The organism is Bradyrhizobium semiaridum (assembly GCF_020329505.1).
Lineage (GTDB): Bacteria > Pseudomonadota > Alphaproteobacteria > Rhizobiales > Xanthobacteraceae > Bradyrhizobium > Bradyrhizobium semiaridum.
Genome location: NZ_JAGKJJ010000028.1, coordinates 42,047 through 68,550, shown reverse-complemented (window position 1 = coordinate 68,550; position 26,504 = coordinate 42,047). Strand labels below are relative to the sequence as shown.

Here is a 26,504-nt window from a genome sequence, read left to right as displayed (position 1 = left end):
ACGGAATGCTGCGCTCGCCCGCGTAAGCTGGCAAGAAGAATAAGGGGAACGCAGCAGATTGAAAGTTATCCAGGTGCAACCACGATGCGAACGGGCGGAGCTTATTTCGCTCCGCGTTTCGCCTCGATCGTATCCCAGATCCTCGCCGCGACATCGGGTCCGTTGAGCCGCGCGATCGCGCGGATGCCGGTCGGCGAGGTAACGTTGATCTCCGTGAGGTTGCCGTCGATCACGTCGATGCCGACGAACAGCAGGCCGCGCTCGCGCAGCGCCGGGCCGAGTGTGGCGCAGATTTCGCGCTCGCGATCCGACAGCTCGGTCGCCGCCGCCGCGCCGCCGCGCACCATGTTGGAGCGCAGATCATCCACCGCCGGCACGCGGTTGACGGCGCCGGCGAATTCGCCGTCGACCAGGATGATGCGCTTGTCGCCGTGCTTCACCTCGGGGAGGAAGCGCTGGATCACCCACGGCTCCTTGAAGGTGACCGAGAACATGTCGAACAGCGAGCCGAAATTCATGTCCTGCGGCATCACCCGGAACACCGCGGCGCCGCCATGGCCGTGCAGCGGCTTCATGACGACGGCGCCGTGCTGATCGCGGAACGCATTGATCTCGTCGAGGTCGCGCGAGATCAGGGTCGGCGGCATCAGCTGCGGAAAATTCATCACGAACAGCTTTTCCGGCGCGTTGCGCACGCTGGCCGGGTTGTTGACGACCAGGGTTTTCGGATGGATGCGCTCGAGGAAATGGGTCGTGGTGATGTAGGCGAGGTCGAACGGCGGGTCCTGCCGCAGCAGCACGACGTCAAACCCGTTGAGCGCTTCGCGCTTTGGCTCGCCGAGCGTGAAGTGGTTGCCGACCTCGTCGCGCACGGTCAGCTGCTGCACCGGCGCCACCAGCTCCTCGCCATAGAGCGACAGCTTGTCCGGCGTGTAATAGGAAATGCTGTGGCCGCGCTTCTGCGCCTCGAGCAGCAGCGCAAAGGTGGAATCACCGCGGATGTTGATGCGCGCGATCGGGTCCATCTGGACGGCAACGTTCAATTTCATGGGCGGGTCCCGTTGTTTTAGGTGCTGGCGTCGAATGCCGCCAACAGATGGCGCGGCAGGCTCTTCGGCGCAATCAGCACGGCATCGAATCTGAGATCAAATTCCGCATGTTCGGGATGCGCCATCAGCCAGGCCTGCGCGCAATTGATGATGCGTTGCTGCTGGCGCGGCGTCACAGCGTAAGCGGCGTCATCGAGGCTGGCGCGGGCCTTGACCTCGACAAAGATCACGAGATTGCGCCGGCGCGCCACCAGGTCGATCTCGCCATAGGGTGTGCGGAAGCGCTTTGCCAGGATGCGATAGCCCTTGGCGATCAGCAGCGCAGCGGCGCGGCTCTCGGCCGAGATGCCGGTGCGGAAGGCGGCGATCCGTTCCGGAGAGGCGCTGTCAGTCTTCGCCATCGCTGTCCCCGTTATCCTTGGCAAGCTCGAGGGCGCGGGCATAGACCTCGCGGCGCGGCCGGCCCGACAGTTCGACCGCATGCGCCACCGCGTCCTTGACGCTGCCACGCGCCAGCTGCGTGCGCAACAGATCGTCCAGCGTGTCCTGGTCCATCACGCCGGCATCGTCCGGCGGCGGCCCGACCACGAGCACGAATTCGCCGCGGGTTTCCAGCATGTCCGCGGCCGCGGCCAGGTCAGTGAGCGGCGCGCGCTTGATGTCCTCGTGCAGCTTGGTCAGCTCGCGGCAGATCGCGGCCTGGCGCCCGCCCATGCTCGCGGCGAGGTCGCGCAGGCTCTCCTGCACGCGACTGCCGGATTCGAACATGACAAGCGTCGAATCGATCCTGGCGAGCTCGCCGAGCCGCGTGCGGCGGGCATGCTCCTTGGCCGGCAGAAATCCTTCGAAGAAGAACCGGTCGGTGGGCAGCGCGGCCACGGACAGCGCGGTCAGCACCGACGATGCCCCGGGCACCGCGATCACCCGGTGCCCCGCAGCGCAGACCTCGCGCACCAGCTTGAAACCGGGATCGGAGATCAGCGGCGTGCCGGCGTCCGAGACCAGCGCGATCGAGGCGCCCTGCGCCAGCCGCTCCAGCAGTTTCGGCCGGGCCTGTGCCGCATTGTGCTCGTGATACGGCACCAGCTCGGCGGTGATCGCATAGCGCTCGGTCAGCCGGCGCGTGATTCTTGTGTCCTCGCACGCGATCACATCGACCCCGGCCAGCGTTTCCAGCGCGCGCAGGGTGATGTCGGCGAGATTGCCGATCGGGGTCGCCACCAGATGCAGTCCCGGAGCCGCCTTCGGCGCCGCTAGCACCTGGCTGCCGATCGAAAAACTTCGGCTGGAAGAACCTGCGGTGGCCTCGGTGGACGAGAGGGAGCTGGCTTTTGCGCGCATCATGCCAATCTAAAGGGACGGCAGTGCTTGCGCCACACCGCCAATGGGGTTGGTGGGGGATCGCCGGCTAAAGGAAACATAAGCCTCGGCAGCGGCTCCGCGTGGCCATAATCCTTTTGTTTTGGTTAACTATTCGCCGACAATATGCCCAAATCCGCCCGCCTGATCTGGCCGGAACGGAATTCTGGCCGATCACGGTCGGTCAAGAGAAGAGAGACAATGGAAGGCCCGCATCACCGCAAGTCCCCGTCGGCATCGGGCGCGACCCGGCGGACCGCGCTTGGCCTGATCGTGGGCGCGCCGCTGCTGTCGGCGTGCTCCGGCGTGCAGCAGAGCCTGAGCCAGTTCTCCAGCCCGTTCGGCGGACAGGACGCAGGACCGGCCGGCCCGCCGCAGCAGCCGCAATCGGTCGGCACCGGGCAGGTCAAGGTCGGGCTGATCCTGCCGCTGTCGGCATCGGGCAATGCCGGCCTCGCCGCGCAGTCGATGCGCAACGCCGCCGAGATGGCGCTGGCCGAGTTCCAGAACCCGAACATCCAGCTCCTGATCAAGGACGACGGCGGCAGTGCGCAGGGCGCCGGGCAGGGAACCCAGCAGGCGCTGTCGGAAGGCGCCGAGATCATTCTCGGGCCGCTGTTCGCCGGTTCGGTGCCCGCTGCCGCGCAGCTGACGCGGCCGCGCGGGACCTCGGTAATCGCGTTCTCGACCGATTCCAGCGTCGCCGGACGCGGCGTCTATCTGCTGAGTTTCCTGCCGGAATCCGATATCAATCGCATCGTCGATTACTCATCGAGCATCGGCAAGCGGTCGTTCGCGGCGCTGTTGCCCGACAACGCCTATGGCAACGTGGTCGAGGCCGCGTTCAAGCAGGCGGTCGGCCGCAAGAACGGCCGCATCGTTGTGTTCGAGAAATATGGCGCCGACCGCGCGACGCCGGCGCGCACGGTGGCGCAGGCGCTCGGCCAGGCCGACGCGCTGCTGCTCGCCGATGACGGCGATTCGGTGGTGGCGACCGCGGACGCGCTGACGGCGGCGGGCTCCAATTTGCGCAACATCCAGCTGCTCGGTACCGGGCTGTGGGACAATCCGCGCGTCTTCGCGAGCCCCGTTCTGCAAGGCGGGCTCTACGCCGCGCCCGATCCGGCCGGCTTCCGCAGCTTCGCCGGCCGCTACCGCGCCAAGTTCGGCGGCGAACCGGTGCGCACCGCGACGCTGGCCTATGATGCGGTCGCGCTGATGGCGGCGCTGGCGCGCACCCAGGGCGCGCAGCGCTTCGCGCCGGAGACGCTGACCAATCCATCCGGCTTTGCCGGTATCGACGGCCTGTTCCGCTTCCGCTCCGACGGCACCAACGAGCGCGGACTTGCGGTCATGAAAGTGGCGACCGGCGGCGCCACTGCCGTCGCCGGCTCGCCGAAGAGTTTTGGCGCGTAATTCTATGTTGCCGCTGTTGCCGATGCGAACTCGGCCTCGTAGCGGCGGCGGTTGCTCCAGTAGATGTTGGCGAACAGCGCCGCTTCGTGACGCCAGGGGATGTGGTCCTCGCTATCCTGATCCGCCTGCGCCTCGATCCACTCGGCGTGCATCTTGATGGCGCCTGCGCGATCGCCCTGCAGCGCGCGAAGCTGGAAATCGAACATATGGCGCTCGATCTCGGGATAGCGGTCGTACCAGCACGTCGACCATTGCCGGTTCTGCAAGGCAAAGCGCCGGATCCAGCGCTCGGTCAGGTCCATCTCGTGCTCGGGCTTCGAGAACATCACGTCGCGCCGCGCTTCCTGCAATGTCTCGATCGCAACCGGCTTGTTCTTGCACCACAGCGTCTGCATCGCAGGATCGTTCAGGTAGCGGTCGGCGTAGATCGGATGCGGGAAGGCGATCTCGCGCAGCTGCGGCAGCTCGAAATAGACGCGGATCTCCGAGCAAACGCTGGCCTTCAGCTCGTTGTCCTCCATCTTGCGGTGGAAGGCGTCGAAGCCGATGCCGGGGAAATACGGCATGAAGGCCGCGTGGAACATCTCGTGTAGGCGGTAGAGGTCTTCGATCGCCGGACTGTCGTAGGTCCGGTTCATGGTGACGCCCCACCATGAGCAGAAATGGGCGCGCTCGAGCCGGTCGTCGGTGGTGTCGCAGAACAGCCGCGGCAGGCCGGCGAACTGCTCGACGATGTCGTGAATGAAGCCGCCGTCGGCATGCGAGGCCCGGATCGGTGCGCTGCGCCAAAGTCCGAACACGTGACGGTGAACGTCCTGCGCGCTGGTCAGGATAACCGGGTTCTTCAATCAAGCGTCTCCCGTTGCCGCGATCGGTCCGGCGGTCCCGATCATCTCGGCCATCGCCGGCGTCAGGCACAGCCGCAGCGATGCATCGAGGTCGCCGGCCGGCCGGCGCAGGAAGTCTGCAAGCGCGCGATCGGTCGTCGCGTCGGCTTTCGCCAGCGCCAGCACGCTGACGTCGCTCGGCAGGAGTGCGAGGCCCAGGCGACGGCCGATCTGCGCCGCCGCCTCGCGCTGAGTGCTCTTGTAACGCCGCGGCAGGTCGAACACGTCGTGGCGCTCGAGCAGCGCCGAGCCGAGCTGCAGCGAGGTCAGGTTCTTGAACCATTGATTGCCGAACAGCGTCGGCATCGCCTTGCGGGACAACAGTCCGCCGATCCGGTCGTAATAGACGCCGAACGGCTTTGACAGGCTGAAGGCGAGCGCCAGCACGGCCGGACTGTCGGCCGCGATGCGCGCGGCCGGCGGCTCGGCGATGGAGCCGACATAGGTGACGTCGAGCAGCACGCGCGGCCGTTCGCTCTCCGCCGCGAGCAAGCCGAGGAAGTCATTGGCGTGCGGCCAGACATTGCCGTCGATCGCCGATGGCTGGCTCAGGCAGAACAGGGCGGTGGCGGACAGCGTACGGCCGACCGCCTGCCAGTCGGCGCGCGCGTGCTCGGTCACGGTAATGCCGCAGGCCTCGGCATAGGCCTTGTAGCCCTCATACTCGCCGGCGAAGACATGAACCTCGGGCTCGAATCTTTCGCTGCGCGCGCGATTTCCATAAGCGGCGATGACGTGAAACAGCGCCTCGCTGCCGCCGGCGGTCGGGTAGCGCCATGGATAGGCGAAATTGTCGATCGCGATCACAGGCGCGGCCCAGCCGGTCCACCGCTCGATGAAGGCCTCATGCGCGGCGAACTGCTTGCCGGTCCAGGCGTCGCGGAATTGCTCGAGATGATGGCGGCGCGCGGCGTCCGGCCCGTTGAGCGCATTGCCGAGGATGGCGTGCTTGGCCGCTTCGGTCTCAGGCGTGACGAGCGCATAGACGGTCTTGCTTGCGCCGGCCTCTTTGACGCGGCGATCAAGCGCGGGATCATGGATCGGTGGAATGGCGGGCCGAGCGTTCATGATCGGGACTCGGGGCAGGCGGGCGCGAGCGAACGGGAACCGATACCATAAAAGGCGAGCAGGCAGCGAAATCCCTGCCGGTTGGCTTACCAATCGCTTTACGCGGCGAGGTCGGCCACCACGGCGTCGAGCACCGGAAAGCCCGACTTGGTCACGCGCAGCCGTCCGTCGGCATCGACCGCGATGGCGCCTTCCTCGCGCAGCGCGGCGACGCGGTGCGGATCGAGCTTGCGTCCGGCGAGCTCGGCATAGCGGCGGGGATCGATGCCCTCGGCGAGCCGCAGTCCCATCAGCAGGAATTCGTCGGCGCGCTCCTCGCTGTTGAGGTTGTCATCGGTGACGACGCCGTGGCCACGCTCCTCGACGTTGAGCAGCCACGCCTCGGGACGCCGCTCGGTGGCGGTGGCGTGCCTGACGCCGTCGATGTCGAGCCGGCCATGCGCGCCCGGACCGATGCCGGCATATTCCTGGCCGCGCCAGTAGACGAGATTGTGCCGGCACTCGGCGCCGGCGCGGGCGTGGTTGGAAATCTCGTAGGCCGGCAGGCCCTCGCGGGCGCAGACTTCCTGCGTCACGTCGTAGAGCGCACGTGCGGCCGCTTCATCGGGCGTCTGCAATTTGCCGGCGGCGTGCAGTCCGAAGAACGGGGTACCTTCCTCGATCGTGAGCTGATAGAGCGACAGATGCTCGGCGGCTTCCGAGATCGCCCGCTTCAACTCGGCGGCCCACATCTGCGGCGTCTGGTCGGGGCGGGCGTAGATCAGGTCGAACGAGTAGCGGTCGAACGCGCTGCGGGCGATCGCTACCGCATCCATCGCCTCGCGCGCGGTGTGCAGGCGTCCGAGCGCCTTCAGCGAGGCGTCGTCCAGCGCCTGCACGCCGAGCGAGACGCGGTTGACGCCGGCGCTGCGATAGCCGCGAAACCGCGTCGCCTCGACGCTGGTCGGATTGGCCTCGAGCGTGACCTCGACGTCAGGCGCGACCGACCAGTGCTTGCCGATCGCATCGAGCACCGCGCCGACGGTCTGCGGCTGCATCAGCGAGGGCGTGCCGCCGCCGAGGAAGATCGAGGAGACCTCGCGCCCCGGCACGCGCGCCGCGGTGGTTTCGATCTCGCGCGCGAAGGCGCGCACGAAACGCGGCTCGTCGATCGGCGCATGCCGCACATGGCTGTTGAAATCGCAATACGGGCATTTCGACAGGCAGAACGGCCAGTGCACGTAGACGCCGAACGCAAGTCTTCCCTCCCCCGCTTGCGGGGGGCGGTTAGGGAAGGGGCGTTCAGCGCGGCTCAAGACAAATCTCCGCGAGCTTCACGAAGGCGCGGGCGCGATGCGACAGGCCAAGCCCGAGCGGCGGCAGGCCGTGCTTCTCCGCCGCGCTCCTGCAGCAGGCGCTCGATCCGCGTCATCGCGGCCATGAAGTCTTTGTTCTCGCCGGCCCAGCGCGCCGAATAGATGCCGGGCGCGCCGTCGAGCGCATCGACCACGAGGCCGGAATCGTCGGCAAAGGCCGGCAATCCCGCGGCCTTGGCGGCGGCGATCGCCTTGATCGCGGCATTGGCGCGAAAGGTCTCGCCGGTCTCCTCGGGCTCCGGAAGGTCGAGCTCGCCGGCCGACACCGCCTCGATGCCGTGCGGCGCCAGCAGTTCCCGCATCTCGGCGAGCTTGCCGGGATTATGGGTGGCGATGATCAGCCTTCCGGTGATTCGGCGATGCATGACCAATCTGTCTACGCCACCGCGATCTTTTGCAAGTCGACCAGACGCGCGACACCTTTGCGCGCCAGCGCCATCAACGCCAAAAATTGGTCCTGCGTGAACGGCGTCTTCTCGGCGGTACCCTGCACCTCGATGATGCGGCCGTCGCCGGTCATCACGAAATTGGCGTCGGTGTCGGCCTCGGAATCCTCGGCATAGTCGAGATCGAGCACCGGCGTGCCCTGGTAGATGCCGCAGGAGATCGCCGCCACGTTGTCGCGCAACACGTTGGCCTTGAGCATGTTGCGGGTCTTCATCCAGTTGATGCAATCGGCCAGCGCGACCCAGGCTCCGGTGATCGAGGCGGTCCGGGTGCCGCCATCGGCCTGGATCACGTCGCAATCGATGGTGATCTGGCGCTCGCCGAGTGCCTCCAGATCGACCGCGGCGCGCAGCGAGCGGCCGATCAGGCGCTGGATCTCGACCGTGCGGCCGCCCTGCTTGCCGGCCGAGGCCTCGCGGCGGGTCCGTTCCAGGGTGGCGCGTGGCAGCATGCCGTATTCGGCGGTGACCCAGCCGCGGCCCTGGCCCTTGAGCCACGGCGGCAGCCGTTCTTCGAGCGTCGCGGTGACCAGCACATGGGTGTCGCCGAATTTCACCATGCAGGAACCCTCGGCATATTTGACGACACCGCGTTCCAGTGTGACGGGACGCAGTTCATCGGGTGCACGGCGGCTTGGCCGCATGGGGAATCCTCCAAAAATCAGCGAGATGGCTGGCCGTGCTTGTAGGAGGGCGAACGGGCAGCGGCAAGGGTTTTCGGCCCCTCGGTCATCCGCGGGAATGCGCGCTTGTCACCGGCCCGCCGGAGCGACAAATTAGGGCGCGATACCAAGGAGTGGAGTGTTGGCTCAGCACGATCCGATCAACCTGATCACGCCCTATGCGGGGCTAGCCCAGCTCAATGAGCGCTCGCGCGACATTTTTCGTCAAATCGTCGAAAGCTACCTTGCGACCGGCGAGCCGGTCGGCTCGCGCAACATCTCGCGCCTGATCGCGTTACCGCTGTCGCCCGCCTCGGTCCGCAATGTGATGTCGGATCTCGAGCAGCTCGGGCTGATCTACGCGCCGCACACTTCGGCGGGCCGGCTGCCGACCGAGCTCGGCCTGCGCTTCTTCGTCGACGCGCTGATGCAGATGGGCGATCTCACCGAGGCAGAGCGGCAATCGATCCAGACCCAGCTCGCCGCAGTCGGCCGCGCCCAGACCGTCGAGGCGGCGCTTGGCGAGGCGCTGACGAAGCTGTCGGGTCTGACCCGCGCCGCCGCGGTGGTGCTGACGCCGAAGTCGAACGCGCGGCTGAAGCACATCGAATTCGTGCGGCTGGAGCCGGAGCGGGCGCTGGTCGTGCTGGTCGGCGAAGACGGCCAGGTCGAGAACCGGGTGCTCACGCTGCCGCCGGGAGTTCCCTCCTCGGCACTGATCGAGGCGACCAACTTCCTCAATGCGCGAATCCGCGGCCGGACGCTGGCCGAAGCGCGCCTCGAGCTCGAGACGGCGCTGACGCAGAGCCGCGCCGAGCTCGATCAGCTCACCCAAAAGGTGATCTCGGCGGGTATCGCCAGCTGGTCCGGCGGCGAGAGCGAGGCCCGGCAGCTGATCGTGCGCGGCCACGCCAACCTGCTGGAGGATCTGCACGCGCTCGACGATCTCGAACGCATCAAGTCGCTGTTCGACGATCTCGAGACCAAGCGCGGCGTGATCGACCTGCTCGGCCGCGCCGAACAGGGCGAGGGCGTCCGGATCTTCATCGGCTCGGAGAACAAGCTGTTCTCGCTATCGGGTTCCTCGACCATCGTCGCGCCCTATAGCGATGCCCAGGGCCGGATCGTCGGCGTGCTCGGCGTGATCGGGCCGACGCGGCTGAACTACGCCAGGGTGATTCCGACCGTCGACTACGCCGCGCGCATCGTAAGCCGGATATTGGGCGGCTGACGAGGGCGGAATTCGGCTTCATTTGACGCATTTCCGTCATCTGAACCGCGCGCCGCCCCGCCCGGAAAGGCCAGGTAACGCTTGATTTTCGCCGCCCAAAGCACGATATCCCGGCCAGCAATCCCCAAGATTTGAACCGACGCGAGTTTTCGAGAAGGCAAGCCATGACCGATCCGAACCGGGCCAACGACAACACCGAGAATTCGGCGCAGACCGGCGAGCCGGTGGTCTCCAAGCCCTACATCATGCCCGACGATCCCGAGGCGGGTTCGGCCGAGGCGCTGAGCAAGGAATTGGGCGAGGCGCGCGACAAGATGCTGCGCACGCTGGCCGAGATGGAAAACCTCCGTCAGCGCACCCGCCGCGAAGTCGCCGACGCCAAGACCTACGGCATCACCGGCTTCGCCCGCGACGTGCTCGATATCGCCGACAATCTGCAGCGCGCGCTCGATGCAGTCCCGGTCGAGACCAGGGAAGCTGCCGATCCCGGGCTGAAGGCGCTGATCGAGGGCGTCGAGCTGACCGAGCGCTCGCTGCTCAACACGCTGGAGAAGAACGGCGTCAAGAAATTCGATCCGATCGGCGAGAAGTTCGATCCGAACTTCCAGCAGGCGATGTTCGAGGTGCCCGATCCGTCGGTGCCGTCGGGCACCGTGGTGCAGGTCGTGCAGGCCGGCTACATGATCGGCGAGCGCGTGCTGCGCCCAGCGCTGGTCGGCGTTTCCAAGGGCGGCGCCAAGGCCGCCCCAGCTACCGACTTCACGGCCTGATCGCGCGCCGTCACAGCGGCTTCTCATGCACCTTCGGCCAATAGGTGCCGAAGCTCCAGAGATTGCCGTCCGGATCGCGGCAGGCGAAATCGCGGCTGCCGTAGTCGGTGTTGTGCAGTTCCATCTCGATCTTCGCCCCCGCCGCCTTGGCCTTCGCGTGCAAGGCATCGGGATCGTCGATCGCAACATAGATGGAATCGGTGCGGCGGCCGCCGCTGTCGCCGACCAGCTTGCCATAGGCGTCGTCGCGCGCCTGGCCGAGCATCAGCAGCGAGGAACCGAAGGCGAGCTCGGCGTGGTGGATCACGCCGCCGTCGCGGTAGACCACGCGCTCGGTGAATCCGAACACCTTCTTGAACCAGTCGATCATCGCCTCGGCGTCGTTGCAGCGCAGGGTCGGGTAGATGCGCGGCGCTTCGATATTTTGGGTCATGTCACAGGGCCTCCTTCGCTGACCGCCTGATGGATCGCGGCATTATGCGCGAGGCAACGCGGCGCCGGCTTGAAGGTTTGTTACCGCTCCTCGAATCGAACCAGCCGGCCGTCGGTCAGGCCAGGCGGCGCGCCCAGGCGGTCGGCGGTTCCCCGGCGAACTCGACGAATTCGCGGGCCAGATGGGCCTGATCGGCGTAGCCGCTTTCGGCCGCGATTGCTGCCCAGCCGCGCAACGCGCCGCTTTGCGCCAGCCGGCTCGCCCGGTGAAAGCGTATCATGCGCGCCAGCGATTTCGGCGCGAGGCCAAGCTCGGATCGAAACCGCTCGACGAGATGCTTGCGGCTCCAGCCGATCTCTCCGGCCAGCGCCGTGATCCGCGCGGCGCCGGCGGAGCGCGCCAGCTTGCGGTAGGCGAACACGATCTCCGGCGACGCCGCGCGGCCGAGCCGACCGAAGATGAACGCCTCGATCAGATCGAAGCGGTGCTGCCAGGAGGTCGCGGCACCGAGTCGTTCGCGCAGCCGGTGGCCGTCATGGCCGAGCACGTCGTCGATTTCGACCATGCGCCCGGCGAGCTCACTGACGGCGCCGCCGAAGAAGCTGTAGGCGCCGAGCGGCGTGAAATCGACCTGCACGCATGCGGCCTGTCCGTCGGACTCGATGTAGACCGGTCCTGCGAACAGGCCGGCGGCGAAACTGTGCTGCAGGTCGGAGGCATCCGGCTCGCGCCCGAGCGCGATTCTGAACGGCGTGCCGAAGCTGATGATCAGCGGAACAATCAGCGGCGCGGTCTGACGCTGCGCGAAGCGGCCGCTCGCCGTCTCGCGATAGCCCGTCATCCCGACGATCAGCCCCGCCATCCGCGGCGACGGCGCGCGCTGCACGAAGTCGAAGATCATGGGAGCCGCGGCTTCGGACATGCGAAACTCGCCGGGCGCGTCGGTTAGCCGATGTCCGACGACTGGATGCGCTTGACGCCGGCCTTGGCCATGTCGGCCCAGGCCTTGGCGAGCGAGCCCTGGGTGTCGATGCCGCGGCAGGCGTCCTCCACCACATAGGTCTCGAAGCCGGCCTTGCGGGCGTCGAGCGCGGTCCAGGCCACGCAGAAGTCGGTCGCGAGTCCGGCGACGAACACGCGCTTGACCTTGCGCGCCTTGAGATAGGCGGCAAGGCCCGTGGTGGTCTTGCCGTCGGCCTCGGTGAAGGCGGAATAGCTGTCGACGTTGTTGTGAAACCCCTTGCGGATGATCAGCTCGGCCTGCGGGATCGCGAGATCCTTCGACAGCGCCGCGCCCTCGGTGCCCTGCACACAGTGGTCGGGCCAGAGCACCTGCTTGCCATAGGCGAGGTCGATGGTCTCGAACGGCTTCTTGCCGGCATGGACCGAGGCGAAGGAGACGTGGCCGGGGGTGTGCCAGTCCTGCGTCATCACCACATTGGCGAAGCTCTTGGCGATCCGGTTGATGACCGGCACCACCTGCTCACCGTCCTTCACCGCGAGGCTGCCGCCGGGCAGGAAGCAGTTCTGGACGTCGATCACCAGCAGCGCCGAGGCATCGTCGGGCTTGATCGCGGCTGCCAGGAGTTCGTCCGAAAGCAGGCCTGCCAGCACCGCCGCACCGAGACCTGCAACCACCTGTCGTCGATCCAACATGGTGCCCTCCTCGCCTTGCATGAAACTGCGAGAAGGCTAGTTCCGTTCGCGGAGCCGCGAAAGTGGGATTTTCGGCGGGACCTGCGAAAGCGCCGCTCAGCCGCGCGGCTGGATGCCGTCGCGCACCGCACGGAAGCGCGGAAAGGCTTTGTCCCAGTCGGTGCGCGGCGAGCTGCCGATGATCCGCATCGAGGTTTGCGCGCCGAACCGGAGCCACTGCACGATGGTCACCGGCGTATTGTCCTTGCCGCTGGTGGCGTCGATCCGCGTCTCGAAGCCGGGCTGGCCGTCGATCCGGATCGGCTCCGACATCGTGATGCGCCCATCGCGCACGCCGGGGATCGTGGTGGCGATCTGCTGGGCGAAACGGCCGCGATCGTCGGGGCTGGCCGGGGCCGAGGCGATGATGCCGAGCAGCATGAACGGCTTGGTTTCGAGGCCGCTCTTCTCGTCGCCGTCGGCCACCAGCAGCGCTGCGCCCGGCGCCAGCATGCGGACGTTCTTGAAATCGCTGAGCTGCGTGACCTTGAACGGCATCATGCCGAGCTGCTCGTCGACCGGGACCTCGGTGCGGATCACGGCGCTGGCGAACATCTGCCGGATAGCGTCATCGGTGTAGATCCTGGAGGCGTTCTCGGGCACCTGCACGGCGACATAGCCGGAGAAGGTTGGACCAGGCAGGATCATGGAGTAGCGCCGGACATTGGTGGTGCCGTCGCGCGCGCTCTCCACGGTGTAATAGGCAAGGCCGGCCGCCGTCTCGAGGCTCTCGGGCTTGATGCCGCCGGTGCCGCCGGGATTGGCCTTGAAGGCGTTCACGACCTCGTTGTAGGCGTCCGCCGGCAGATCGGCGATCAGCACCTTCACGCCCTGGTCCTCGGTCTCGAAGCCGATGAAGGTCTTGGCGCGGTTCAGCCCGACCAGCGGCTTCATGCCGACATGGGCGCCGGGCGGAAACACCGCGTCGGCCGCAAAGGCAGAACAGGTCGCAGCAATCAGCAAGGCAACCGCAGCGAGAACTCGAATTGGCGTCATGGAGGAATCTACCGGGTTTGCTTGGAGGCCCTGCTCGACGGGTCAGGGCGGGGCCGGGCGGGTCTCATCAGTCGGCCCGCTTTTAGCGGTTTTGATGGCCCTGCAACAGGGTCGACGGACCTCTGTTCCTGCCACCGCCTGGATTCGCCGGCATTTCGCGCAGATAGCGCCGCCCTTCCGGGTGTTTCCCGGTATTTCCGGAAGCGGCGCCGTTGGCGCGCGCGGCGCGTGCCAGCGGCCGAACAGCGCGCCTGCCGGCCGATCCGTCACGAAGATTGTAAGTGTTCACTCAACAGCGGGAGCCTTGCCGCGATACCGGACGGCGGCCGGTCCGGCCTCGCGTCATTGCTATTTGTTAACATGTTTAGGGATTGAGCCGGCGCCGGGGGCTGCGCTGACACAATCTTTCAAACGTCAGTCTTTTCAGGCTTCAACGTGTCGTCCAGTCCTTGCGGGCACGACCCTCTCTCCTATATCAGGCTCACCGTCGCAATATCGCGAGTATGTGAACGTCTGGGGGTTCGGTACGGAGCGCCGTCAGGGCCCAACCAACCTGCCGTAGCAAAGAGGATATGAAAACCATGGGTAAGGTCATTGGGATCGACCTCGGCACCACGAATTCGTGCGTCGCCGTTATGGATGGCAAGAACGCCAGGGTGATCGAGAATGCCGAGGGCATGCGGACGACGCCGTCGATCGTTGCCTTCACCGATGATGGCGAGCGCCTCGTCGGCCAGCCGGCGAAGCGCCAGGCGGTGACCAATCCCGAGCGAACGTTCTTCGCGGTGAAGCGCCTGATCGGCCGCCGCTACGACGACCCGATGGTCGAGAAGGACAAGAAGCTCGTTCCCTACAAGATCGTCAAGGCATCGAACGGCGACGCCTGGGTCGAAGCCGACGGCAAGACCTATTCGCCCTCGCAGGTCTCGGCCTTCATCCTGCAGAAGATGAAGGAGACCGCTGAGGCGCATCTCGGCCAGAAGGTCGATCAGGCCGTCATCACGGTTCCCGCCTATTTCAACGACGCACAGCGTCAGGCCACCAAGGACGCCGGCAAGATCGCCGGCCTCGAAGTGCTGCGCATCATCAACGAGCCGACCGCGGCCGCGCTCGCCTATGGTCTCGACAAGACCAAGAGCGGCACGATCGCGGTGTACGACCTCGGCGGCGGCACCTTCGATATCTCGATCCTCGAGATCGGCGATGGCGTGTTCGAGGTGAAGTCGACCAACGGCGACACCTTCCTCGGCGGTGAAGACTTCGACATGCGCCTGGTCGGTTATCTTGCCGACGAGTTCCAGAAGGAGCAGGGCATCAACCTGCGCAACGACAAGCTGGCGTTGCAGCGCCTGAAGGAAGCCGCGGAGAAGGCCAAGATCGAGCTGTCGTCGACCACGCAGACCGAGATCAACCTGCCGTTCATCACGGCCGATCAGACCGGTCCGAAGCATCTGACGATGAAGCTGACCCGCGCCAAGTTCGAGGCGCTGGTGGCTGACCTCGTCGAGAAGACCATCGAGCCGTGCCGCAAGGCGCTGAAGGATGCCGGCCTGACCGCCGGCGAGATCGGCGAAGTGGTGCTGGTCGGCGGCATGACCCGCATGCCGAAGATCCAGGAAGTCGTGAAGCAGTTCTTCGGCAAGGAGCCGCACAAGGGCGTCAACCCCGACGAGGTGGTTGCGATCGGTGCTGCGATCCAGGCCGGCGTGCTGCAGGGCGACGTCAAGGACGTGCTGCTGCTCGACGTGACCCCGCTGTCGCTGGGCATCGAGACGCTGGGCGGCGTGTTCACCCGGATCATCGACCGCAACACCACGATCCCGACCAAGAAGAGCCAGGTGTTCTCGACCGCCGAAGACAATCAGGGCGCGGTCACCATCCGCGTCTTCCAAGGCGAGCGTGAAATGGCGGCCGACAACAAGATGCTCGGCCAGTTCGACCTGATGGGCATTCCGCCGGCGCCGCGCGGCATGCCGCAGATCGAGGTGACCTTCGACATCGACGCCAACGGCATCGTCAACGTCTCGGCCAAGGACAAGGCGACCGGCAAGGAGCAGCAGATCCGGATCCAGGCATCCGGCGGCCTGTCCGAGGCCGACATCGAGAAGATGGTCAAGGACGCCGAGGCCAATGCGGCCGAGGACAAGAAGCGCCGCGAGGCCGTCGACGCGAAGAACCATGCCGACGGCCTGGTCCATTCGACCGAGAAGGCTCTCGCCGAGCACGGCTCGAAGATCGCCGACACCGAGCGCCGAGCGATCGAAGACGCCGTCAGCGACCTCAAGGAGGCGCTGAAGGGCGACGACGCCGAGGCGATCAAGGCCAAGACCAACACGCTGGCGCAGGCTTCGATGAAGCTCGGCGAGGCCATGTACAAGCAGCAGGCCGAGGCCGACGCGGCCAAGGACGCTGCCAAGGATGACGTCGTCGACGCGGAGTTCACTGAGGTCGACGACGACAAGAACAACAAGAAGTCTGCCTGAACGCGGATTGGATCATGGCCCTCACACCAAAGAGCACGCCCGGCGTCTCGATGGAGTGGGGGCCATTTTTCGTTAAGGCGATCGCACCATCTTTTAGACAGGCGCAATTTTCCGCGATCGCGACGAACTTCGGACGGAATTGAAGGATGTCCACCAAGCGCTGCTACTACGAGACCCTCGAAGTCGACCGAAATGCGGACGAGACCAAGCTGAAGGCGGCTTTCCGCAAGCTCGCGATGAAGTGGCATCCGGACAGGAATCCGGGCGACGCCAGCAGCGAGATCCGCTTCAAGGAAATCAACGAAGCCTATGAGGTTCTGAAGGATGGCGAGAAGCGCGCCGCCTATGACCGCTTCGGCCATGCCGCCTTCGAGCAGGGCATGGGCGGCGGCGGGCCCGGCTTCGGTGCCGGCTTCGCCTCGTCCTTCTCCGACATCTTCGAAGACCTGTTCGGCATGGCCGGGCAGCGCCGCAGCGGTGGCCGAGAGCGCGGCGCTGATCTGCGCTACAACATGGAGATCACGCTCGAAGAAGCCTTCCAGGGCAAGACCGCGCAGATCGAGATCCCGGTGTCGGTCACCTGCGAAGCCTGCTCGGGCACCGGCGCCAAGGCCGGCACCAAGCCGAAGACCTGCTCGCATTGCGGCGGCGCCGGCCGCATCCGCCAAGCCCAAGGCTTCTTCACGCTGGAGCGCACCTGCCCCGGCTGCCAGGGCCGCGGCCAGATGATCGAGGATGCCTGCACCTCCTGCGCCGGCTCCGGCCGGGTAACGCGCGACCGCACGCTGTCGGTCAACATCCCCCCCGGCGTCGAGGATGGCACCCGGATCCGTCTCGCCGGCGAAGGCGAGGCCGGTGTCCGCGGCGGTCCGCCCGGCGACCTCTACATCTTCCTGTCGCTGACCACGCACCAGCTGTTCCAGCGCGACGGCGCCGACCTGCATTGCCGCGTGCCGATCTCGATGGTCACGGCCGCGCTCGGCGGCGAATTCGAAGTCCCGACCATCGACAACGGCCACACCAAGGTGAAGGTGCCGGCCGGCACCCAGTCGGGTCGGCGATTCCGCATCGCATCAAAGGGTATGCCGGTGCTCCGCTCGCGCCAGACCGGCGACATGTATGTCCAGGTCATGGTCGAAACGCCGCAGAATCTGACCAAGAAGCAGCAGGAACTGCTGCGGGAGTTCGAAAAGCTGTCGTCCGGCGCAACCCAGCCGGAGGCCGCGGGTTTCTTCTCTAAGGTCAAGGACTTCTTCGGTAACCGCGCCGCCCAGTAATTGTCGTCATGCTTGACCATAGCGGTTTCGACCTATACGTCTTTGTGACTGTTTTCTGACAACCGCTCGGTTGTGCGGTCCCGCCTGGTAGCGACATGCCCTTGCAATCGTCCGTGCGTGCGTCGAAGAAGCCTCTCCGTCTCGACGACGAGGTTCGCTTTCTCCGTTCATGGATCGAAAAGCCGCTGCATATGGGCGCGGTGATGCCGTCCGGCCGGCTGCTTGCGCGCACCATGGCGCAATATGTTGACGTCGACGGCGAAGGGCCGGTCATCGAACTTGGGCCGGGGACCGGGGCGATCACCAACGCGCTGATCGAGCACGGTGTCGATCAGAAGCGGCTCGTCCTGGTTGAATACAATCCCGGCTTCTGCGCGCTGCTGCGCGAGCGCTATCCGCAGGCCAAGGTGGTCCAGGGCGACGCCTACAGGCTGCGCGACACGTTGTGGGAGGTGCTGAAGTCTCCTGCATCGGCCGTGGTCTCCGGCCTGCCTCTCGTCACCAAGCCGATGCTGACGCGTCTGAAGTTGATCCGCGAGGCCTTCCTGGCGCTCGCCCCCGGCGCGCCCTTCGTCCAGTTCACCTATTCGGTGGTGCCGCCGATCCCGAAGTCGTTGCCCGGCGTGTCCACAGAGGCCTCGGAGCGGATCTGGATGAACCTTCCGCCGGCCCGAGTCTGGGTGTATCGCAAGGGCTGAAACGCGCCTTGCGCCGTCGCGCTGGGCGAGTCCCAACCGCGATGTTTTGAATGTCCGCCCTGAAAATCCTCGTCATCCCGGGATCGCTTCGATCCGGCTCGCTCAATGCGAAGCTGGCAGCCGTGCTGGCCGAGGCGCTCGCTCAGCTTGGCGCCGACGTCACCCGGATCTCGCTCGGCGATTTTCCGCTCCCGATCTATGACGGCGACCTGCAGGCCAGATCGGGTGTGCCGCAGCATGCCGTCAATCTGAAGCGGATGATCGGCGTTCATCACGGCGTGCTGATCGTAACGCCCGAATACAATTCCTCGGTCCCGGCGCTGGTGAAGAACACCATCGACTGGATCAGCCGCGTGCAGGATCCGCACGAGGTCAGAGGCCAGGTGTTCCACGACCGCGTGTTCGCGATCGCCGCGGCCTCCGGCAACCGGCTTGGCGGCACCCGAGCGCTGGCGGCGCTGCGGCTGATCCTCACGGCCTGCCGCGCGAGCGTGATCCCGAACCAGCTCGCGCTGTCATTCGCCGAGCAGGCCTATGACGATATGGATCGTCTGAAGCACCAGGCCGACATCGATGCGATGCGGGCGCTGGTGCGGCAGCTGATCGACCATTCCCAACGCATGATGTGAGGTGAGGATGCAGCCTGCCAGGATCGCGCCAAGAGACCGGTTGATTGTGGCGCTCGACCTGCCTTCCGTGGCCGCCGCGGAGACGATGATAGAGACGATCGGCGACAGCGTGAGCTTCTACAAGATCGGCTACCAGCTCGGCTATGCCGGCGGCCTGCCGCTGGCGAAGCAGCTCGCAAGCCGCGGCAAGAAGGTTTTCCTCGATCTCAAGCTGCACGACATCGGCAACACGGTGGCGCGCGGCGTCGAAAGCGTCGCGTCGCTCGGCGCGACCTTCCTCACCGTGCATGCCTATCCGCAGACCATGAAGGCCGCGGTCGAGGCACGCGCCGGCACCTCGCTGAAGATCCTCGCGGTCACCGTGCTGACCTCCTATGACGACAGTGACCTTCACGCCGCAGGCTATCGCCTCAACGTCTCCGATCTCGTCGAAGCCCGCGCCAGGCAGGCGCAGGCGCTCGGCATCGACGGCATCGTCAGCTCGCCCGAAGAGGCGGCGGCGTTGCGCAAGATCGTCGGCGATCAGATCCATCTGGTCACGCCGGGCATCCGTCCCGCAGGATCGGCGACCGGCGACCAGAAGCGCATCATGACGCCGGCGCGTGCGATCGCGGCCGGCGCCGACTATCTGGTGGTTGGACGTCCCGTCGTGGAAGCTGATGATCCAAAGGCCGCCGCAGAGGCCATTCACGCCGAGATCGCTCAAGCACTCGCTGGATAAGCAACAAAGGAGAACAGAAATGGCGAAGGGATACTGGATCGGACGCGTGGACGTGCACAACGAAGAAGGCTACAAGCCCTACATGGCGGCCAACCCGGCGATCTTCCAGAAATTCGGCGGCAAGTTCGTCGTGCGCGGTGGCAAGTTCACCGCTGTCGAGGGCCAGAGCCGCTCGCGCAATGTCGTGATCGAATTCCCCGACTACGAGACCGCGCTCGCCTGCTACAACTCGCCGGAATACCAGGCCAACATCAAAGTGCGGCAGCCGCATTCGATCGCCGATCTGATCATCATCGAGGGTTTCGCGGGAGCCTAGCGCATGATCCGGAACAGTGCGAAGCGGCTTTCCGGACAGATCATGCGCAAATAAAAGGCTAAAGCGCCGGAACGCCCCGTTTGGTTGCCGGAACAGCCATGGCTCGCTATACCGCATGGAGAGGTGAGCCATGGCTGACATGCGTCTGATTGTTGCGGGAGCCGGCGGCCGGATGGGCCGCACGCTGACGCGGGTGATTTCGGAAACGCCGGGAGCGGAGCTGGTCGGCGCGCTGGAGGCGCCGGGTTCGCAGCTGCTCGGCAAGGACGCTGGTGTCCTCGCCGGCCTGCCGGCCAACGGCGTCGTGCTGTCGGCCGATCTGTGGTCGATGTCGGCCAAGGCCGATGGCATCCTGGATTTCACCGTGCCGGCCGCCACCATCGCCAACGTCGCGATCGCGGCCGAGCGCGGCCTCGTCCACGTCATCGGCACCACCGGGATGTCGCCCTCGGACGACGCCGTGATCCGCAGCGTCACCGATCGCGCCATCGTGGTGAAGTCGGGTAATATGAGCCTCGGCGTCAATCTGCTTGCCGCGCTGGTCAAGCGCGTCGCGCAGTCGCTCGACCAGAGCTTTGACATCGAGATTCTCGAGCTGCATCACAAGTCCAAGATCGACGCGCCGTCCGGCACCGCGCTGATGCTCGGCGAGGCTGCCGCCGCCGGCCGCCAGATCGCGCTGGCGCAGCATTCGGCGCGCGGCCGCGACGGTCTCACCGGCGCGCGCCGTCCCGGCGATATCGGCTTTGCCTCGCTGCGCGGCGGCACCGCGGCGGGCGACCACAGCGTGCTGTTCGCCGGCCCGTATGAGCGCCTGACGCTGTCCCACCACGCCGAGGATCGCACGCTGTTCGCGCAGGGCGCGCTGAAGGCGGCGCTGTGGGCGCACGGCAAGAAGCCCGGCATGTACTCGATGGCCGACGTGCTCGGCCTGGGCGGCTGATCAAATCAAGCTAAGCGAAACGGAATCCTGAAATGAGTGATCGTCTTCTTGTGCTCGTTCGTCACGGTCAGAGCGAATGGAATCTGAAGAACCTGTTCACCGGGTGGAAAGACCCTGATCTCACCGAGCAAGGCATTGCCGAGGCGAAGGACGCCGGCCGCAAGCTGAAGGCGCAGGATCTGTCGTTCGATGTCGCCTTCACCTCGGACCTCACGCGCGCCCAGCATACGCTGAAACTGATGCTCGCCGAAATCGGCCAGACCGGCTTGCCGACGACGAAGAACCTTGCGCTCAACGAACGCGATTACGGCGATCTCTCCGGCCTCAACAAGGACGACGCCCGCAAGAAATGGGGCGAGGAGCAGGTGCTGATCTGGCGCCGCTCCTACGACGTGCCGCCGCCCGGCGGCGAAAGCCTGAAGGACACGCTGGCGCGCACGCTGCCTTACTATGTGCAGGAGATCCTGCCCGGCGTGCTGCGCGGCCAGCGCACCCTCATTGCTGCCCATGGCAATTCATTGCGCGCGCTGATCATGGTGCTGGAGAAGCTGACGCCGGAGCAGATCCTCAAGCGCGAACTCGCCACCGGCGCCCCGGTGGTCTACCGGCTCAACGCGGATTCGACGGTGGCATCGAAGGTGGATCTGGCAGCGTAAGCGCAACGCTGTCTACCCGTCATCCTGAGGTGCGAGCTCTTGCGAGCCTCGAAGGATGCACGGCCACCTGCCGGGCCGTCGACCCTTCGAGGGCCGCTGAAGAAGCGGCCACCTCAGGGTGACGGTGAGAGAACTGTAGCGCCGTAGGATGGGTAGAGCGAAAGCGAAACCCATCATGCCTGACGCGGACACCGAGTTGATGGGTTTCGCTTCACTCTACCCATCCTACGATTTGACCTAATGCAACCCCACCTGTCCGGCTTCCCAGCCCAGCATCGCCTGCTTGCGGGTGACGCCCCAGTGGTAGCCGGTCAGCGCGCCGCTCTTGCCGAGGGCACGATGGCAGGGCACCACGAACGACACCGGGTTGCGGCCGATCGCGGCGCCGACGGCGCGCGAGGCCTTCGGATTATCGATCTTGCAGGCGATGTCGGAATAGCTGACCGCGCGGCCCATCGGAATCTTGAGCAGTGTCTCCCAAACCCGGACCTCGAAGTCGGTGCCGATCAGCACCACGCGCAGTGGCTGGTCGGCGCGCCATAGCCGCGTATCGAAGATGCGCTGTGCCAGTCCGGCTGTGCCGTCGGTGTCCTCGACATAGGTTGCGTTCGGCCAGCGCCGCTTCATGTCGGCGAATGCGGCCTGTTCGTCGCCGTGGTCGGCGAAGGCGAGGCCCGCAAGCCCGCGGCCGCTGGCGATCACGATCGCGGTGCCGAACGGCGAGGGGTGGAAGCCATAGCGCAGCACCATGCCGGCGCCGCCGTTCTTCCACTCGCCCGGCGACATCGCCTCATGGGTGACGAACAGATCATGCAGTCGTCCCGGGCCCGACAGGCCGGAGTCGAGCGCCGCGTCGAGCACGCTGGCGGAATCGCGCAATAGGCCCTTGGCGTGATCCAGCGTCAGCGCCTGCATGAAGGCCTTCGGCGTCAGCCCGGCCCAGCGGCGGAACAGATGGTGCAGCTCATCGGGCGTGACGGCGGCGGCATCGGCCATCGCCTCGATGGTCGGCTGCGTGCGCCAGTGCTCGGAGATGAAGGCGATCGCGCGCCGCACCGAGTCATAGTCGCGCAACGCGGCGTTCTGGGGTCCCGGCTTGGCCAGGCGCTGGTCATGTATCGCGAGTGTCATCATAGGGTTTGATTTAGGAGCCATGGTGCGCTGGAACCACCCGATTTCTGACAAGCTCGCTCAAGCGATGGGGTTATAGGTCGGGCCCCGCTTGGCGGTGTTGAGCGCAACCGTCAAGGCTTTGGAAAAGCTCGCCTTTTCATCCGGGCTGAGGAAGCTGCCGACGCTGACCCGGCGGCCCCTTGAGACCAGATAAAGCCGCTCGATGCCGAACTCCTCGTGCGAGATCTGCTCGAACCGCACCCAGAGCGGATTGAGCACCCATTCCGCGACGTGGCCGCGATGGCTGACCCGGCGCACCCGCAGTTCGGACGCCGTCACGGTGATCTCCTCGCTCGCCCTGGCGGTGCGGAAATTGACCTTGAAGGCCCAGTAGATCACCAGCACGTCGAGGCCGAAGAAGCCGAAGATCGGCCAGGCGCCGAGCCACCAGAACACCGCGCCGGCGATGAAGCTGACGACGGTGATGAACGACATCAGCACGATGAAGCCGGTGCGGTTGAGCGAGCGGTGCGGCGTCAGCAACGCCGAGAACAGCGTCGGCTCGGCCTCTGGGGCGGTCGCCTCAAGATCTTTCCCGGGAAAGTCGTTGCCTGCGGTCATGACGTGTCAGTATATCCCGTTCATGGCCAAAATCATCCGCGCTCAGCGCGCCAAATCCCAACGCGCCAAAACATCCAGCGTTCGGTCCGCGCCGAAGACGGCATCGGCGAAAACGGCAAAGTCGCTGCCCAAACTGGCGGCAAAAAAAGCGGCCAAGAAAGCGGCCAAGAAGGCGGTCAAAATCAAGCCCTGGACGGCGGAGGAGGTCTACGAGGCCTTCAGCCGGTTCCGCAAAGCCAATCCGGAGCCCAAGGGCGAGCTCGAACATCTCAATCCCTATACGCTCTTGGTCGCGGTGGTACTGTCGGCGCAGGCGACCGACGCCGGCGTCAACAAGGCGACGCGGGCGCTGTTTGCGGTCGCCGATACGCCGGAGAAGATGATCGCGCTCGGCGAAGAGACCGTGCGCGATTACATCAAGACGATCGGGCTCTATCGCAACAAGGCCAAGAACGTCATCGCGCTGTCGGAGAAGCTGATCGCCGAGTTCGGCGGTGAGGTGCCGCGCACGCGTGCCGAGATCGAGTCGCTGCCCGGCGCCGGCCGCAAGACTGCGAATGTCGTGCTCAACATGGCGTTCGGCGAGCGCACGATGGCGGTCGATACCCATGTGTTTCGCGTCGGCAATCGAACCGGGCTTGCGCCCGGCAGGACGCCGCTCGAGGTCGAGCTGGGGCTGGAGAAGGTGATCCCATCGGAGTTCATGCTGCATGCCCACCATTGGTTGATCCTGCATGGCCGCTATACCTGTCTGGCGCGCGGTCCGCGTTGCGAGGTATGCCTGATCAATGATCTATGCCGGTGGCCGGAGAAGACTGTCTAAGGCATGATCGTCGTCATGTGCCGGTAGCCTCGCCCGGCATTCCGAGTGTGGTCGAGGGAGTTTGTTGTGACAGAGCAGGTTCAAAGCAGTCCGCCAGCCGCCAGCCCGGCGGCTCCTGCTCCAGCGGCAGCGCCGGCTCAGCCGCAACCCGAGGCAAGCGGCTTCTGGGGCCGTTTCGCGATCCCGCTTTTCGCAGTTCTCGCAGCGCTCGTGTTCATCGCGGTCGCGACCACGCGTTGGAACGCCTGGGTCGGCGGCTCGACGATCCAGACCACCGATGATGCCTATGTGCGGGCGGAGTTGACCCAGCTTGCGAGCCGCGTGTCCGGCGAGGTGCTCACCGTTGCGGTGTCGGATTTCCAGCGCGTCAAGGCCGGCGATCTCCTGGTGCAGATCGATCCTGCCGACTATCAGGCGCAGGTCGCGCAGGCCGAGGCCGGTGTCGTCGGCGCGCAGGCAGTGCTCGAGAATCTCAACAACCAGGTCGAGCTGCAGTACGCGACCATCGCGCAGGCCGAAGCCTCGCGGCTATCGGCGGAGGCGCAGGAGACCCTGGCCCGCCAGGAAGAAGAGCGCCAGCAGTCGTTGTCGCAAACCGAGGCCGGCACGCGGCAGCGGCTCGAGCAGGCGACCGCGGCTTTCGCCAAGGCGCAAGCCGACGTGCGCGCCAGCCGTGCGGTGGTCGCCGCGCAACGCCACCAGCTCGACGTCCTGCAAGGCACCAAGAAGCAGCGCGCCGCCGATCTCGACGGCGCCAAGGCGCAGCTCGCGCAGGCCAAGCTCAAGCTCGGCTACACCAGGATCGTCGCGCCGTTTGACGGCGTCACCGGCGAGCGGCAGGTGCAGCCGGGCGACTACGTCAATATCGGCACCAATCTGGTCAACGTCGTACCGCTGCCGAACGTCTATGTGATCGCCAATTACAAGGAAACCCAGCTGACCAACGTCAAGCCGGGTCAGCCGGTCGAGGTAACGGTGGATACATTCTCCGGGCAGAAGCTGCGCGGCGTCGTCGAGCGCATTGCACCGGCGAGCGGCTCGCAATTCGCGCTGCTGCCGCCCGACAATGCCACCGGCAATTTCACCAAGGTGGTGCAGCGCATCCCGGTGCGCATCCAGTTCGACAAGAACCAGCCGTTGCTCGAGCGCCTGCTGCCGGGCATGTCGGTCGTCACGCGGATCAACACCGGCGAGGCGGTCGCCAATGGCGGAAAGTGACGACCGCAACAGCGGCCCGATCTCGCAGGGCGGCGTCGCGCGATATCCGCTGTTCGCGGTCGTCGCCGTCCTGCTCGGGGCCTTCCTGGCGAATTTCGACAGCCGCCTGACCACGGTCGGCCTGCCAGATCTGCGCGGCGCGTTCGGGCTCGGTTTTGACGAGGGCGCCTGGCTGTCGACCGCAGCGATCGGCTCGCAGATCTTCATCGCACCCGCGGTGGCCTGGCTCGCCACCGTGTTCGGTCTGCGGCGCGTGCTCGGGATTCCGAGTCTCGTCTACGCGGTGGTTTCACTCACCATCCCGTTCGTGCGCGATTACACAACGCTGATCGCGCTCAGCATCGCGCACGGCATGCTGCTCGGCACCTTCGTGCCGGCGACGCTGATGATCATTCTGCGCAATCTGCCGATCCGCTGGTGGTTGCCGGCGATCTCGATCTACTCGATCCGCGTCGGCTTCGCGCTGGACTCCTCGAGCTCGCTGGTCGGCTTCTATGTCGAGCATCTCGGCTGGCACTGGCTGTATTGGCAGGGCGCGGTGATCGCGCCGCTGATGGGCCTGATGGTCTATCTCGGCACGCCGAACGAGCCTGTCAATCGCGACCTGCTGCGCCATGCCGACTGGGGTGGCATGCTGCTGCTCGGCGCCGGCGTGTCGATGATCTATGCCGGCCTCGACCAGGGCAACCGGCTGGACTGGCTGGAATCAGGCACCGTGATGGCGCTGCTGATCGGGGGCGGGGTGCTGTTCGCCGGCTTCATGATCAACGAGACCCTGGTGCGCCGGCCCTGGGCGCATTTCAACGTGCTGTTCTCGCGCAATATCGGGCTCGCGCTGGTCGTCATCCTGCTCTACACGCTGACCAGCCTCTCGAACTCCTCGCTGGTGCCGAACTTCCTCGGTACTGTCGCGGCGCTGCGGCCGGAGCAGTCCGGCGTGCTGCTCTTCACCTACGGCGCAATGCCGATGCTCGTGCTGGTGCCGCTGTCGATCTTTCTGCTCCGCCATCTCGATCCGCGCATTGTCGTCGTGCTCGGCTTCTCGGCCTTCGCCGCCGCCAATCTCTGGGGCACGCAGCTGACCCAGGTCTGGGTGCGGGAGGATTTCATCGGCATGGTGCTGCTGATGTCGGTCGGACAGGCGCTCACGCTGCTGCCGATCATCATCATGGCGCTGTCCAATTCCGATCCGTCGCGCTCGACGGCATTCGCGGCCTACATCCAGATCATGCGGCTTGGCGGCGCCGAGATCGGCGTCGCGCTGATGGGCACCTGGCTGCGGGTCCGCGAGCAGATCCATTCCAACTATCTCGGCCAGCATGTCCAGAGCGGTGACGTCGATGTCGTGCGCCTGCTGAAACAGATGGCGGAAGGTTTTTCCGGCCACGGCATGGGAGCGGCGATGGGCCGGGCCGTCGGGATGCTGGCCGCTCGCGTGCAGCGAGAGGCCAACACGCTCGCTTACATCGACGGGTTCTGGCTCTGCTTCTGGATCGCGGTGCTGGCGCTGTTTCTGGTCGCGTTGATCAAGCGCGCGCCGCAGGGGCCGCTGTCGCCCGTGCCGTTTGGCTTCGCGAAGACCCTGCTGCGCAAGCGCGATGCCGCCGCAACCTAAAGCATGATCCGGAAAAGTGCGAAG

Annotated in this window: 27 protein-coding genes and 1 pseudogene; 14 read left to right on the top strand and 14 right to left on the bottom strand. The window is 65.9% G+C overall.

The window, feature by feature from the left end:
• Nucleotides 1-101 precede the first annotated feature (101 nt).
• The 3 genes from gshB to rsmI are packed head-to-tail and all read right to left on the bottom strand — an operon-like array spanning nucleotide 102 to nucleotide 2,390.
• Nucleotides 102-1,049 (bottom strand): glutathione synthase, encoded by a 948-nt coding sequence (gshB, locus tag J6500_RS26090; protein ID WP_225715559.1) that lies wholly within the window; start codon nucleotides 1,047-1,049, stop codon nucleotides 102-104.
• Between the two features lie 17 nt (nucleotides 1,050-1,066).
• The gene (locus tag J6500_RS26085) at nucleotides 1,067-1,450 is read right to left on the bottom strand and encodes a YraN family protein (protein WP_225715558.1); all 384 of its coding nucleotides are present in this window, start codon (nucleotides 1,448-1,450) and stop codon (nucleotides 1,067-1,069) included.
• Nucleotides 1,437-2,390, bottom strand: a complete 954-nt coding sequence (rsmI, locus tag J6500_RS26080) for a 16S rRNA (cytidine(1402)-2'-O)-methyltransferase (RefSeq protein WP_225715557.1) — start codon at nucleotides 2,388-2,390, stop codon at nucleotides 1,437-1,439. Before rsmI ends, J6500_RS26085 begins: the two co-directional genes overlap by 14 nt.
• 219 nt (nucleotides 2,391-2,609) lie before the next feature.
• On the opposite strand from rsmI, the gene J6500_RS26075 reads away from it, so the two are divergent.
• Entirely contained in the window at nucleotides 2,610-3,824 is a 1,215-nt protein-coding gene (locus J6500_RS26075; RefSeq protein ID WP_225715556.1) for a penicillin-binding protein activator, read from the top strand.
• 2 nt (nucleotides 3,825-3,826) lie between these two features.
• On the opposite strand, the gene J6500_RS26070 is transcribed toward J6500_RS26075, so the two are convergent.
• The 5 genes and pseudogenes from J6500_RS26070 to rph all read right to left on the bottom strand — a co-directional run bounded on the left by J6500_RS26070 (nucleotide 3,827) and on the right by rph (nucleotide 8,224).
• Nucleotides 3,827-4,672 carry a hypothetical protein gene (locus J6500_RS26070; RefSeq protein WP_225715555.1) on the bottom strand — a complete coding sequence of 282 codons (846 nt, stop codon included), beginning with the start codon at nucleotides 4,670-4,672 and terminating at the stop codon, nucleotides 3,827-3,829.
• The gene (locus tag J6500_RS26065) at nucleotides 4,673-5,779 is read right to left on the bottom strand and encodes an aminotransferase class I/II-fold pyridoxal phosphate-dependent enzyme (RefSeq protein WP_225715554.1); all 1,107 of its coding nucleotides are present in this window, start codon (nucleotides 5,777-5,779) and stop codon (nucleotides 4,673-4,675) included.
• Between the two features lie 98 nt (nucleotides 5,780-5,877).
• Nucleotides 5,878-7,074: a radical SAM family heme chaperone HemW gene (gene hemW, locus J6500_RS26060; protein WP_225715553.1), complete on the bottom strand. Its 1,197-nt coding sequence runs from the start codon at nucleotides 7,072-7,074 to the stop codon at nucleotides 5,878-5,880.
• Nucleotides 7,061-7,499 (bottom strand): annotated as a pseudogene (locus J6500_RS26055) (non-canonical purine NTP pyrophosphatase). The gene hemW and the pseudogene J6500_RS26055 overlap by 14 nt, the downstream one beginning before the upstream one ends.
• Nucleotides 7,500-7,510: 11 nt before the next feature.
• Nucleotides 7,511-8,224, bottom strand: coding sequence for a ribonuclease PH (gene rph / locus J6500_RS26050; protein WP_225715552.1), 714 nt, complete (start codon nucleotides 8,222-8,224; stop codon nucleotides 7,511-7,513).
• Between the two features lie 160 nt (nucleotides 8,225-8,384).
• On the opposite strand from rph, the gene hrcA reads away from it, so the two are divergent.
• The gene (hrcA, locus tag J6500_RS26045) at nucleotides 8,385-9,473 is read left to right on the top strand and encodes a heat-inducible transcriptional repressor HrcA (protein ID WP_225715551.1); all 1,089 of its coding nucleotides are present in this window, start codon (nucleotides 8,385-8,387) and stop codon (nucleotides 9,471-9,473) included.
• Nucleotides 9,474-9,637: 164 nt separating this feature from the next.
• Nucleotides 9,638-10,243 (top strand): nucleotide exchange factor GrpE, encoded by a 606-nt coding sequence (gene grpE, locus J6500_RS26040; RefSeq protein WP_225715550.1) that lies wholly within the window; start codon nucleotides 9,638-9,640, stop codon nucleotides 10,241-10,243.
• Between the two features lie 10 nt (nucleotides 10,244-10,253).
• On the opposite strand, the gene J6500_RS26035 is transcribed toward grpE, so the two are convergent.
• The 4 genes from J6500_RS26035 to J6500_RS26020 form a co-directional block, all read right to left on the bottom strand.
• Complete coding sequence (locus J6500_RS26035; protein WP_225715549.1) at nucleotides 10,254-10,676, bottom strand: VOC family protein; 423 nt, start codon at nucleotides 10,674-10,676, stop codon at nucleotides 10,254-10,256.
• 115 nt (nucleotides 10,677-10,791) lie between these two features.
• Nucleotides 10,792-11,598 (bottom strand): helix-turn-helix domain-containing protein, encoded by an 807-nt coding sequence (locus tag J6500_RS26030; protein WP_225715548.1) that lies wholly within the window; start codon nucleotides 11,596-11,598, stop codon nucleotides 10,792-10,794.
• Between the two features lie 23 nt (nucleotides 11,599-11,621).
• The gene (gene pncA / locus J6500_RS26025) at nucleotides 11,622-12,332 is read right to left on the bottom strand and encodes a bifunctional nicotinamidase/pyrazinamidase (protein ID WP_225715547.1); all 711 of its coding nucleotides are present in this window, start codon (nucleotides 12,330-12,332) and stop codon (nucleotides 11,622-11,624) included.
• Nucleotides 12,333-12,428: 96 nt separating this feature from the next.
• Nucleotides 12,429-13,367: a hypothetical protein gene (locus J6500_RS26020; RefSeq protein WP_225715546.1), complete on the bottom strand. Its 939-nt coding sequence runs from the start codon at nucleotides 13,365-13,367 to the stop codon at nucleotides 12,429-12,431.
• 581 nt (nucleotides 13,368-13,948) lie between these two features.
• Here J6500_RS26020 and dnaK point away from each other — a divergent pair.
• The 8 genes from dnaK (at nucleotide 13,949) to J6500_RS25980 (ending at nucleotide 21,090) form a co-directional block, all read left to right on the top strand.
• Entirely contained in the window at nucleotides 13,949-15,850 is a 1,902-nt protein-coding gene (dnaK, locus tag J6500_RS26015) for a molecular chaperone DnaK (RefSeq protein WP_225715545.1), read from the top strand.
• 146 nt (nucleotides 15,851-15,996) lie between these two features.
• Complete coding sequence (gene dnaJ / locus J6500_RS26010; RefSeq protein WP_225715544.1) at nucleotides 15,997-17,127, top strand: molecular chaperone DnaJ; 1,131 nt, start codon at nucleotides 15,997-15,999, stop codon at nucleotides 17,125-17,127.
• Between the two features lie 95 nt (nucleotides 17,128-17,222).
• Complete coding sequence (locus J6500_RS26005; RefSeq protein WP_225715543.1) at nucleotides 17,223-17,825, top strand: class I SAM-dependent methyltransferase; 603 nt, start codon at nucleotides 17,223-17,225, stop codon at nucleotides 17,823-17,825.
• 50 nt (nucleotides 17,826-17,875) lie between these two features.
• On the top strand, nucleotides 17,876-18,454 hold the full coding sequence (locus J6500_RS26000) for an NADPH-dependent FMN reductase (RefSeq protein ID WP_225715542.1): 579 nt from the start codon (nucleotides 17,876-17,878) through the stop codon (nucleotides 18,452-18,454).
• Between the two features lie 7 nt (nucleotides 18,455-18,461).
• The gene (pyrF, locus tag J6500_RS25995; protein WP_225715541.1) at nucleotides 18,462-19,175 is read left to right on the top strand and encodes an orotidine-5'-phosphate decarboxylase; all 714 of its coding nucleotides are present in this window, start codon (nucleotides 18,462-18,464) and stop codon (nucleotides 19,173-19,175) included.
• Between the two features lie 19 nt (nucleotides 19,176-19,194).
• The gene (locus tag J6500_RS25990) at nucleotides 19,195-19,491 is read left to right on the top strand and encodes a DUF1330 domain-containing protein (protein ID WP_139856937.1); all 297 of its coding nucleotides are present in this window, start codon (nucleotides 19,195-19,197) and stop codon (nucleotides 19,489-19,491) included.
• 130 nt (nucleotides 19,492-19,621) lie between these two features.
• Nucleotides 19,622-20,434 (top strand): 4-hydroxy-tetrahydrodipicolinate reductase, encoded by an 813-nt coding sequence (dapB, locus tag J6500_RS25985; RefSeq protein WP_225715540.1) that lies wholly within the window; start codon nucleotides 19,622-19,624, stop codon nucleotides 20,432-20,434.
• Nucleotides 20,435-20,466: 32 nt separating this feature from the next.
• Entirely contained in the window at nucleotides 20,467-21,090 is a 624-nt protein-coding gene (locus J6500_RS25980; RefSeq protein WP_225715539.1) for a 2,3-bisphosphoglycerate-dependent phosphoglycerate mutase, read from the top strand.
• Between the two features lie 237 nt (nucleotides 21,091-21,327).
• On the opposite strand, the gene J6500_RS25975 is transcribed toward J6500_RS25980, so the two are convergent.
• Nucleotides 21,328-22,224 (bottom strand): methylated-DNA--[protein]-cysteine S-methyltransferase, encoded by an 897-nt coding sequence (locus J6500_RS25975; protein ID WP_225715538.1) that lies wholly within the window; start codon nucleotides 22,222-22,224, stop codon nucleotides 21,328-21,330.
• Between the two features lie 57 nt (nucleotides 22,225-22,281).
• Nucleotides 22,282-22,824, bottom strand: a complete 543-nt coding sequence (locus J6500_RS25970) for a DUF2244 domain-containing protein (protein ID WP_225715537.1) — start codon at nucleotides 22,822-22,824, stop codon at nucleotides 22,282-22,284.
• A 22-nt stretch (nucleotides 22,825-22,846) separates the two neighbouring features.
• Here J6500_RS25970 and nth point away from each other — a divergent pair, with 22 nt between their 5' ends.
• The 3 genes from nth to J6500_RS25955 all read left to right on the top strand — a co-directional run bounded on the left by nth (nucleotide 22,847) and on the right by J6500_RS25955 (nucleotide 26,480).
• On the top strand, nucleotides 22,847-23,647 hold the full coding sequence (gene nth, locus J6500_RS25965) for an endonuclease III (RefSeq protein ID WP_225715536.1): 801 nt from the start codon (nucleotides 22,847-22,849) through the stop codon (nucleotides 23,645-23,647).
• A gap of 66 nt (nucleotides 23,648-23,713) precedes the next feature.
• The gene (locus tag J6500_RS25960) at nucleotides 23,714-24,865 is read left to right on the top strand and encodes an HlyD family secretion protein (RefSeq protein WP_225715535.1); all 1,152 of its coding nucleotides are present in this window, start codon (nucleotides 23,714-23,716) and stop codon (nucleotides 24,863-24,865) included.
• Nucleotides 24,852-26,480, top strand: coding sequence for an MFS transporter (locus J6500_RS25955; protein WP_225715534.1), 1,629 nt, complete (start codon nucleotides 24,852-24,854; stop codon nucleotides 26,478-26,480). Before J6500_RS25960 ends, J6500_RS25955 begins: the two co-directional genes overlap by 14 nt.
• Nucleotides 26,481-26,504: the final 24 nt, after the last annotated feature.

Coding starts and splice junctions, on each gene's coding strand:
- J6500_RS26020 (WP_225715546.1), bottom strand. CDS start 13,367: ATGACGCCAATTCGAGTTCTCGCTGCGGTTGCCTTGCTGATTGCTGCG.
- J6500_RS25955 (WP_225715534.1), top strand. CDS start 24,852: ATGGCGGAAAGTGACGACCGCAACAGCGGCCCGATCTCGCAGGGCGGC.
- J6500_RS25975 (WP_225715538.1), bottom strand. CDS start 22,224: ATGATGACACTCGCGATACATGACCAGCGCCTGGCCAAGCCGGGACCC.
- J6500_RS26035 (WP_225715549.1), bottom strand. CDS start 10,676: ATGACCCAAAATATCGAAGCGCCGCGCATCTACCCGACCCTGCGCTGC.
- grpE (WP_225715550.1), top strand. CDS start 9,638: ATGACCGATCCGAACCGGGCCAACGACAACACCGAGAATTCGGCGCAG.
- J6500_RS26005 (WP_225715543.1), top strand. CDS start 17,223: ATGCCCTTGCAATCGTCCGTGCGTGCGTCGAAGAAGCCTCTCCGTCTC.
- rph (WP_225715552.1), bottom strand. CDS start 8,224: ATGCGGCCAAGCCGCCGTGCACCCGATGAACTGCGTCCCGTCACACTG.
- J6500_RS26030 (WP_225715548.1), bottom strand. CDS start 11,598: ATGTCCGAAGCCGCGGCTCCCATGATCTTCGACTTCGTGCAGCGCGCG.
- pncA (WP_225715547.1), bottom strand. CDS start 12,332: ATGTTGGATCGACGACAGGTGGTTGCAGGTCTCGGTGCGGCGGTGCTG.
- nth (WP_225715536.1), top strand. CDS start 22,847: ATGGCCAAAATCATCCGCGCTCAGCGCGCCAAATCCCAACGCGCCAAA.
- dnaK (WP_225715545.1), top strand. CDS start 13,949: ATGGGTAAGGTCATTGGGATCGACCTCGGCACCACGAATTCGTGCGTC.
- J6500_RS25970 (WP_225715537.1), bottom strand. CDS start 22,824: ATGACCGCAGGCAACGACTTTCCCGGGAAAGATCTTGAGGCGACCGCC.
- J6500_RS26085 (WP_225715558.1), bottom strand. CDS start 1,450: ATGGCGAAGACTGACAGCGCCTCTCCGGAACGGATCGCCGCCTTCCGC.
- gshB (WP_225715559.1), bottom strand. CDS start 1,049: ATGAAATTGAACGTTGCCGTCCAGATGGACCCGATCGCGCGCATCAAC.
- J6500_RS26075 (WP_225715556.1), top strand. CDS start 2,610: ATGGAAGGCCCGCATCACCGCAAGTCCCCGTCGGCATCGGGCGCGACC.
- dapB (WP_225715540.1), top strand. CDS start 19,622: ATGGCTGACATGCGTCTGATTGTTGCGGGAGCCGGCGGCCGGATGGGC.
- J6500_RS26000 (WP_225715542.1), top strand. CDS start 17,876: ATGTCCGCCCTGAAAATCCTCGTCATCCCGGGATCGCTTCGATCCGGC.
- dnaJ (WP_225715544.1), top strand. CDS start 15,997: ATGTCCACCAAGCGCTGCTACTACGAGACCCTCGAAGTCGACCGAAAT.
- J6500_RS26065 (WP_225715554.1), bottom strand. CDS start 5,779: ATGAACGCTCGGCCCGCCATTCCACCGATCCATGATCCCGCGCTTGAT.
- rsmI (WP_225715557.1), bottom strand. CDS start 2,390: ATGCGCGCAAAAGCCAGCTCCCTCTCGTCCACCGAGGCCACCGCAGGT.
- J6500_RS25980 (WP_225715539.1), top strand. CDS start 20,467: ATGAGTGATCGTCTTCTTGTGCTCGTTCGTCACGGTCAGAGCGAATGG.
- pyrF (WP_225715541.1), top strand. CDS start 18,462: ATGCAGCCTGCCAGGATCGCGCCAAGAGACCGGTTGATTGTGGCGCTC.
- J6500_RS25990 (WP_139856937.1), top strand. CDS start 19,195: ATGGCGAAGGGATACTGGATCGGACGCGTGGACGTGCACAACGAAGAA.